The organism is Halomonas sp. (assembly GCF_031581305.1).
GTDB lineage: Bacteria > Pseudomonadota > Gammaproteobacteria > Pseudomonadales > Halomonadaceae > Halomonas.
This window is the reverse complement of record NZ_JAVLBC010000147.1, coordinates 1-7,978: the sequence shown is the minus strand read 5'-3', so window position 1 is coordinate 7,978 and position 7,978 is coordinate 1. Positions and strand designations below refer to the sequence as shown.

Annotated in this window: 7 protein-coding genes and 1 pseudogene; 6 read left to right on the top strand and 2 right to left on the bottom strand. The window is 67.7% G+C overall.

The window, feature by feature from the left end:
- Nucleotides 1-119: 119 nt before the first annotated feature.
- Together dgoD and RI841_RS12110 are read right to left on the bottom strand one after the other, a co-directional pair.
- Entirely contained in the window at nucleotides 120-1,268 is a 1,149-nt protein-coding gene (gene dgoD / locus RI841_RS12115) for a galactonate dehydratase (RefSeq protein ID WP_310705857.1), read from the bottom strand.
- Nucleotides 1,265-2,014 carry an FCD domain-containing protein gene (locus RI841_RS12110; protein WP_310705856.1) on the bottom strand — a complete coding sequence of 250 codons (750 nt, stop codon included), beginning with the start codon at nucleotides 2,012-2,014 and terminating at the stop codon, nucleotides 1,265-1,267. Before RI841_RS12110 ends, dgoD begins: the two co-directional genes overlap by 4 nt.
- 294 nt (nucleotides 2,015-2,308) lie before the next feature.
- Here RI841_RS12110 and RI841_RS12105 point away from each other — a divergent pair.
- The 6 genes and pseudogenes from RI841_RS12105 to RI841_RS12080 form a co-directional block, all read left to right on the top strand.
- A pseudogene (locus tag RI841_RS12105) lies at nucleotides 2,309-2,621 on the top strand (ureidoglycolate lyase); the annotation flags it as partial.
- Between the two features lie 193 nt (nucleotides 2,622-2,814).
- Nucleotides 2,815-4,590 (top strand): glyoxylate carboligase, encoded by a 1,776-nt coding sequence (gene gcl / locus RI841_RS12100; RefSeq protein ID WP_310705855.1) that lies wholly within the window; start codon nucleotides 2,815-2,817, stop codon nucleotides 4,588-4,590.
- 50 nt (nucleotides 4,591-4,640) lie between these two features.
- Complete coding sequence (hyi, locus tag RI841_RS12095; protein WP_310705854.1) at nucleotides 4,641-5,417, top strand: hydroxypyruvate isomerase; 777 nt, start codon at nucleotides 4,641-4,643, stop codon at nucleotides 5,415-5,417.
- 39 nt (nucleotides 5,418-5,456) lie between these two features.
- The gene (locus RI841_RS12090) at nucleotides 5,457-6,344 is read left to right on the top strand and encodes a 2-hydroxy-3-oxopropionate reductase (protein WP_310705853.1); all 888 of its coding nucleotides are present in this window, start codon (nucleotides 5,457-5,459) and stop codon (nucleotides 6,342-6,344) included.
- A 173-nt stretch (nucleotides 6,345-6,517) separates the two neighbouring features.
- Complete coding sequence (locus tag RI841_RS12085; RefSeq protein WP_310705852.1) at nucleotides 6,518-7,843, top strand: glycerate kinase; 1,326 nt, start codon at nucleotides 6,518-6,520, stop codon at nucleotides 7,841-7,843.
- On the top strand, nucleotides 7,840-7,978 hold a 139-nt coding region (locus RI841_RS12080), incomplete at its 3' end, for a pyruvate kinase (protein WP_310705858.1). The genes RI841_RS12085 and RI841_RS12080, both read left to right, overlap by 4 nt.

The following is a 7,978-nucleotide window of genomic DNA, read 5'->3' as shown; positions in this document are numbered from 1 at the left end:
CGGACCGGGCCAGTACCTCGCCCTGCGCGTCAAGGGCCCAGGCACGCAGGTTGCTGGAGCCCCAGTCTACGCCGACCCAACTGACCGTCTCGCGGGGTGTGGTTGTCATGGTGTTTCTCCTACCACTCGGCAATGGAGCCGTCTTCATGCGTCCACACGGGGTTGCGCCAGCGGTGGCCGACTTGCGCGCGCTCCTCGACGAAGGCCTCGTCGATCTCCACCCCGAGCCCCGGCCCCTGGGGGATGGCGCAGAAGCCGTCCTCGATGGCCAGCACCGACTTGTCGACCAGGTAGTCGAGCACGTCGTTGTCGCGGTTGTAGTGGATGCCCATGCTCTGCTCCTGGATGAAGGCGTTGTGGCATACCGCATCGAGCTGCAGGGAGGCGGCCAGCGTGAGCGGGCCGAGCGGGCAGTGCGGGGCCAATGCCACGTCATGGGCCGAGGCCAGGGCGGCGATCTTCAACCCTTCGCTGATGCCGCCGCAGTGGGAGAGGTCGGGCTGGATGATGTCAATCATGCCGTCGGCGAGCAGGTCGCGGAACTCGAAGCGGCTGTGCAGCCGCTCGCCGGTGGCCAGCGGATAGCCCAGGCCGCCGGCGATCTGCTTGAGACAGGGCAGGTGCTCGGGGGCTACCGGCTCCTCGACGAACATCGGGTGGAAGGGCTCCAGCTCGCGCAGCAGGGCCTTGGCCATGGGCCGATGCACCCGGCCGTGGAAGTCGATGCCGATGCCCACGTCAGGCCCCACGGCGTTGCGAGCCTCCGCCACCCGGGCTACCGCCTCGTCGACCTTGCGGTGCGAGTCGACGATGGCGAGCTCCGGGGTGCCATTCATCTTGAAGGCGGTGAAGCCCTGCGCCACCAGCGTGCTGGCGCCGGCGCCCACGTCGCTGGGGCGGTCGCCGCCGGTCCAGGCGTACATGCGCATCCTGTCGCGTACCGCGCCACCAAGCAGCTGGTGCACCGGTACGCCGAGGTCGCGGCCCTTGAGGTCCCACAGAGCCTGGTCGATGCCGGCGATGGCGCTCATCAGGATGGGCCCGCCGCGGTAGAAGCCGGCGCGATAGAGGGTGTTCCACAGGTGCTCGATGCGGTGCGGGTCCTGGCCGACCAGGTAGTCGGCGAGCTCATGGACGGCTGCCTCGACAGTGGCCGCACGCCCCTCGATGACCGGCTCCCCCCAACCATAGCAGCCCTCGTCGGTTTCGATCTTGAGGAATAGCCAGCGCGGCGGTAACTGCCAGGTCTTGAGTCGGGTGATCTTCATGCAGGGTGTCCTTCGGTATGGCGAGTGGACCCGGGCAGCAGTCCCAGGTCCGTCGCCGTGCGTTCAAGCACCGCCCGAGCCGCCCGGCGAGCGGTCTCCGGCTGGCGCAGTCGGATTGCCTCCATCACCCGGCGGTGGCGCTCGAGGCTGTCTTCCAGGGAGTCGGCATGGTGCTGGGAGTGCTGGATCAGCGCGATGATGGAGGGCCGCAGCAGGTGACCCATCTGGCGCCATACCAGGTTGTGGGTGGCCTGGTAGACGCCATCGTGGAAGGTGACGTCATGCTCGGCATGCTGCTGATGCTGGCCGGTGCCTGCCGTATCACGCATACCCGCGAAGGCGGTCTCCAGGCGAACCAGGTCCCGGCCATCCGCCGCCAGGGCGGCCAGCTCGGCCACCTGTGGCTCCGCGGAGAGGCGGAAGGCATAGATCTCGCGGACCAGGCGCGGGTCCGGATGCGCCAAGCCGGTCAGCCAGTCGCTCATCAGGGGATCGAGCAGGTGCCAGTCGGTGACCTCGCGTACCCGGCTGCCGCGCCCCGCGGTGCGTTCGACCAGCCCGGTGGCGGCCAGGCTGGCCAGGGCGTTACGCACCCGGTTGCGGCTCACGGCGAAGCGTTCGCAGAGGTCCTTCTCCCGCGGGAAGTCGCTCCCGGCCGGCAGCTGCCCCGAGAGGATGGCGCGGGCCAGGACTGCCGCCAGGGCCGGGGCGCCGCCGTCGGCGGGAAGGACAAGGTCGTCGAGCATCATCGGCTCCGGCATAATATCTGACTTTATAGTAAATAATGTCAGATATTTTGCAAGCGGCGCGATGCCAGGTGAGATGCGCCGGATCAGTAATTTGAATTGTTGGTGATGCAGTGTGGGGAAGTTTTACCACAAGTCCTGGCTCACCAGGGCCTACGGCTTCGACCGATTATCCCCATGACCTGATCGGCTACGGCCGCATCCCCGCACCCGCGCCATGCCCACTGGCCGGGCGGGGCGAGGATCGCCGTGCCGTTCGTGCTCAACTACGAGGAGGGCGGCTTCCTCTACGACAGCGACTACGTCAGCCAGCCGGTTGAGATACCGCGTGAACGGGACTTCCTGGAGCGTCACCCCTGGGCAGCCATGCCTTCATGCCGCTGCAGGATTAGCGCTTCGTGATCGTGGTGGCGCCGCCAGGAGAGCAGATCGATCCCGCCGAGGTGCGCGCCTTCGTCACCGACGGCCGTCAGGGGGCAACTAACCTGCCGGCACCTGGTACGCCATCCAGTCGGTGCTGGAGCGGGAAGGGGCGTTCCTGGTCGTCGACCGCGGAGGGGAAGGGAGCAACTGCGACGAGCATCCGCTGGCGGTTCGCGTGACCCTCCGAGCCGCCCTCCAGGAGGCGGTGCTGCTGCTGTTAATGACACCCAAGCCACTGAGTGGGCTTGGGTATTTTGTTGCTATGCAATATATGAAAATATTTTCCATTAAATATTGACGGGCCATGGCGGGGTGCCTAATCTCTGTATGTAGAAATATTTTTCAAAAACAAAAATCCCCTCACAGGAGGAAAGGTCATGACGCGCATGACTGCCGCTGAAGCCGCCATTCACGTGCTCCGCAAGGAAGGTATCGATGTCGCCTTCGGGGTACCCGGTGCCGCCATCAACCCCTTCTATGCCGCGATGCGCAAGCTCGGTGGCATCGACCATGTCCTGGCCCGCCACGTCGAGGGCGCCTCACACATGGCCGAGGGCTATACCCGCACGAAAGCCGGCAACATCGGGGTGTGCATCGGCACCTCCGGCCCCGCCGGGACCGACATGATCACCGGGCTCTATTCCGCCTCGGGCGACTCCATCCCGATCCTCTGCATTACCGGCCAGGCGCCCCGCGCCCGGCTGCACAAGGAGGACTTCCAGGCGGTGGACATCCAGGCCATCGCCGGGCCGGTCACCAAGTGGGCAGTCACGGTGCTCGAGCCGGCCCAGGTGCCGCGCGCCTTCCAGCACGCCTTCCAGCTGATGCGCTCTTCGCGCCCCGGACCGGTACTGATTGACCTGCCCATCGACGTGCAGATGAGCGAGATCGAGTTCGACCCGGACACCTACGAACCGCTGCCGGCCTACAGGCCCGCGGCGACCCGGGCCCAGGCCGAGAAGGCCATCGCCATGCTCCAGGCGGCCGAGCGGCCGCTGATCGTGGCCGGCGGCGGCATCATCAACGCCGATGCCTCGGACCGGCTGGTCGAGTTCGCCGAACTCACCGGCGTGCCGGTCATCCCCACCCTGATGGGCTGGGGGGCGATCCCCGATGACCACGAGCTGATGGCCGGCATGGTGGGATTGCAGACCTCCCACCGCTACGGCAACGCGACCCTGCTTGCCTCGGACTTCGTGATGGGCATCGGCAACCGCTGGGCCAACCGGCATACCGGCTCGGTGGAGACCTATACCCGCGGGCGCACCTTCGTCCATGTGGACATCGAGCCGACCCAGATCGGCCGGGTGTTCGGACCTGACTACGGCATCGTCTCCGACGCTGGGGCGGCGCTCGATCTCTTCCTCGAGGTGGCCCGCGAGATGAAGGCCGACGGCCGCCTGAGGGACCGCACGGTCTGGGCGGCGGAGTGCCAGGAGCGCAAGCGCACCCTGCTGCGCAAGACCCACTTCGACAACGTGCCGGTCAAGCCCCAGCGGGTCTACGAGGAGATGAACAAGGCCTTCGGCCCGAACACCCGTTACGTCAGTACCATCGGGCTGTCGCAGATCGCCGGCGCCCAGTTCCTCCACGTTCACAAGCCGCGTCACTGGATCAACTGCGGCCAGGCCGGTCCCCTGGGCTGGACCATCCCCGCGGCGCTGGGCGTGCGGCGTGCCGACCCGGAGGCGGAGATCGTCGCGCTCTCCGGCGACTATGACTTCCAGTTCATGGTCGAGGAGCTGGCCGTCGGCGCCCAGTTCAAGCTGCCCTTCATCCACGTGTTGGTGAACAATGCCTATCTGGGGCTGATCCGCCAGGCCCAACGCGGCTTCGACATGGACTACTGCGTGCAGCTCTCCTTCGAGAACGTCAATGCCGCCGAACTGGGCGAATACGGCGTCGACCACCTCGCCGTGGCCGAGGGGCTGGGCTGCAAGGCCCTGCGCGTGACCCGGCCCGAGAAGATCGGCCCGGCCTTCGCCCAGGCCCGGGAGTTGATGGCCGAGCACCGGGTGCCGGTGGTGGTCGAGGTGATCCTCGAGCGGGTGACCAACATCGCCATGGGTACCGAGATCGACGCCATCAACGAATTCGAGGAGCTGGCCGAGGGCGTCAGCGATGCCCCCAGTGCGATCACCGCCACCGTCTGACCGCGGTTCGTCGAATCACAATCCAGAAGGCAAGACGCAAGGAGTTCGATATGCCCAAATTTGCCGCCAATCTCAGCATGCTGTTCACCGAGGAGGATTTCCTCGACCGCTTCGCGGCCGCCGCCGATGCCGGCTTCCGGGGCGTGGAGTATCTCTTCCCCTACGAGTTCGAGGCCGCCGCGATCAAGCAGCGCCTCGATGACCATGGCCTGACCCAGGTGCTGTTCAACCTGCCGGCCGGCGACTGGGGGGCCGGCGAGCGCGGCATCGCCTGCCACCCGGACCGCATCGAGGAGTTTCGCAGCGGCGTCGACCAGGCGATCGAGTACGCCCGCGTGCTGGGCAACACCCAGGTCAACTGCCTGGCCGGCATCAAGCCCTCCGGCGTGAGCGATGACGAGGCCCGCCAGACCCTGGTCGGGAACCTGCACTTCGCCGCCGAGAAGCTCGAGGCCGCCGGCATCCTGTTGCTCGCCGAGCCGATCAACACCCGTGACATCCCGGGCTTCTTCCTCAACCACACCGAGCAGGCGCTGGCGATCTTCGACGAGGTGGGAAGCGGCAACCTCAAGCTGCAGTACGACATCTATCACATGCAGATCATGGAGGGGGACCTGGCACCGACCATCGAGAGACACCTCGATCGCATCGCCCATGTCCAGGTCGCCGACAACCCGGGCCGTCACGAGCCGGGCACCGGCGAGATCCACTACCCCTTCCTGTTCGCGCACCTTGATCGCCTGGGCTACACGGGGTGGGTCGGCGCCGAGTACAAGCCGGCCACTACCACCCGTGAGGGACTGGGCTGGCTGGATGCCATCCGGTAAACACCGTATCGACACCCCAATGACAACAGGAGAGAGATCATGAGCAAGATTGGATTTATTGGCCTCGGCATCATGGGCCGTCCCATGGCGGGCCATCTGCTGGACGCCGGTCATGAACTGGTGACGGTCAAGCGCGGCACCCTCGATGCCACCCTCGCCGACAAGGGCATGCGCGAGGTGCAGACCCCCGCGGCGGTGGCTGCCGAGGCTGAGGTGATCATCACCATGGTGCCGGATACCCCCGATGTCGAGGAGGTGCTGTTCGGCGAGGGCGGCGTCATCGAGGGCCTGAAGCCCGGCACCCTGGTGATCGACATGAGCTCCATCGCCCCCCTGGCCACCCAGAACTTCGCTCGCTGCATCCACGAGGCCGGCGGCGAATACGTCGATGCCCCGGTCTCCGGCGGCGAGGGTGGCGCCATCAACGCCGCGCTGACGATCATGGTCGGTGCCACCGAGGAGGGCTTCGAGCGCGCGCGGCCGATCCTCGAGGTGATGGGCAAGACCATCACCCACATCGGGGGACACGGCGCCGGCCAGACTTGCAAGGTGGCCAACCAGATCGTGGTGGCGCTGACCATCGAGGCGGTGGCCGAGGGCCTGCTGTTTGCCTCCAAGGCCGGGGCCGACGTGGCCAAGGTACGCGAGTCACTGCTCGGCGGTCTGGCTCAGTCGAAGATCCTCGACGTTCACGGCGAGCGGATGATCAACCGTGCCTTCGAGCCGGGCTTCAAGGTCCGCCTGCACCAGAAGGACCTCAACCTGGCCCTGGACGGAGCACGCAGCCTCAACCTGGCGCTGCCCGGAACCGCCAACGCCCAGCAGCTGTTCCAGGCCTGTGCCGCCCACGGCGGCGCCGACTGGGATCATGCCGGCATCCTGCGGGCCCTGGAGGCGCTGGCCGACCACGAGGTGGGCCAGTCGTGAGCTTTATCCGTCGGCTGCTGTCCTGAGCCGACGGGTGACAGGGAGATGACTGCTCCCTGACGGCAGGTGTCGGGTCGTCGCCTGCCGGATCGCCGACGGCGATCCTTGCTCGGTGGCGGGCTCCCCCTGGATCACCCCGCTCGTCACCGGGCCTTTTTCGTGAAGGAGTCCCCATGAATACCCTGACGTCGCTGGTCGCCCGCGACCCGATCGAGACGCCGCGGGCCTGGCTCCGACAGCTGGCCGAGCAGGCGGTGGCTGCCGTCCATCCCGATGCCCTGCTGCCTGACGTGCTGCCCGAGCCACCGCGCGGTCGCACCTTCGTGGTGGGGGCCGGCAAGGCCGCCGCCGCCATGGCGGCGGCCCTGGAACGCGCCTGGCAGGAGCGCCATCCCGAGGCGCCGCTCGAAGGCCTGGTGGTGACCCGCTACGGGCATGGTCCACAAGGGCAGGGCGCCGAGTGTCGCCAGATCGAGGTCCTCGAGGCCTCCCATCCCATGCCCGATGACCTGAGCGAGCGGGCCGCCCGGCGCATGATCGAGGCAGTGGGAGAGCTCGGTAAGGATGACCGGGTCATCGCCCTGATCTCCGGCGGTGGCTCGGCGCTGATGAGCCTGCCGGCGCCGGGCATCACCCCGGCCGAGAAGCAGGCGGTCAACAAGGCACTGCTGCGCTGCGGGGCGCCGATCCGCGAGATCAACGCCGTGCGCCGCCATCTCTCCGCCATCAAGGGCGGCCGCTTGGCCGTGGCGGCACACCCGGCCCGTGTGCTGAGCTGGCTGATCTCGGACGTGCCCGGCGATGAGGCCTCGCTGGTGGCCTCGGGGCCGACCCTGCCGGACACCACGACGCCTGCCGACGCCCTGGCGATCCTCGAGCGTCACGGCATCGCGGTGCCCGCCGGCGTGCGCCGTCACCTGACGGCCGATACCCCGGCCCCGCATCCCGGGGAGCCGGCCTTCGCCCGCGACCAGAGGGAGATCCTCGCCCGGGCCCGGGATGCCCTGGAGGCGGCCCGCCTCGCCGCCGAGGCTGCAGGCCTCCAGGTGCGCCTGCTCGGCGACGACCTGGAAGGCGAGGCCCGCGAACTCGGGCGCGCTCAGGGGCGCCTGGCGCTGGCCGCCCAGGAAGGACTGGAGCATCCGTTGGTGATCCTGTCCGGCGGCGAGACCAGCGTCACCGTGCAGGGCGACGGTCGGGGCGGGCGCAATGTCGAGTACCTGCTGGGGCTGTTCGAGACCCTGAGCGGTGCCGAGGGCATCCATGCCCTGGCCATCGACACCGATGGCATCGACGGGTCCGAGGCCAATGCCGGGGCACTGTTCTCGCCCGAGGACTGGGCGCATGCCCTGGCCCGGGGCCTCGACCCCGTCGATTACCTGTCACGCAATGACGCGTATACTTTCTTCCAGGCCCTGGATGACTTGATCATCACCGGGCCGACGCGCACCAACGTCAACGATTTCCGTGCCATCCTGGTACTACCGAGGATCCCATGACCCGTCCACACCCTGCTCTCCTCCACGCCCCCATCCGTCGCACCAAGATCGTCGCCACCCTGGGCCCGGCCAGCGACCGGGAGGGCGTCCTGGAGGCGATGCTCGAAGCCGGCGTCGACGTGGTGCGCCTCAACT

Coding starts and splice junctions, on each gene's coding strand:
- dgoD (WP_310705857.1), bottom strand. CDS start 1,268: ATGAAGATCACCCGACTCAAGACCTGGCAGTTACCGCCGCGCTGGCTA.
- RI841_RS12090 (WP_310705853.1), top strand. CDS start 5,457: ATGAGCAAGATTGGATTTATTGGCCTCGGCATCATGGGCCGTCCCATG.
- gcl (WP_310705855.1), top strand. CDS start 2,815: ATGACGCGCATGACTGCCGCTGAAGCCGCCATTCACGTGCTCCGCAAG.
- RI841_RS12110 (WP_310705856.1), bottom strand. CDS start 2,014: ATGCTCGACGACCTTGTCCTTCCCGCCGACGGCGGCGCCCCGGCCCTG.
- RI841_RS12085 (WP_310705852.1), top strand. CDS start 6,518: ATGAATACCCTGACGTCGCTGGTCGCCCGCGACCCGATCGAGACGCCG.
- hyi (WP_310705854.1), top strand. CDS start 4,641: ATGCCCAAATTTGCCGCCAATCTCAGCATGCTGTTCACCGAGGAGGAT.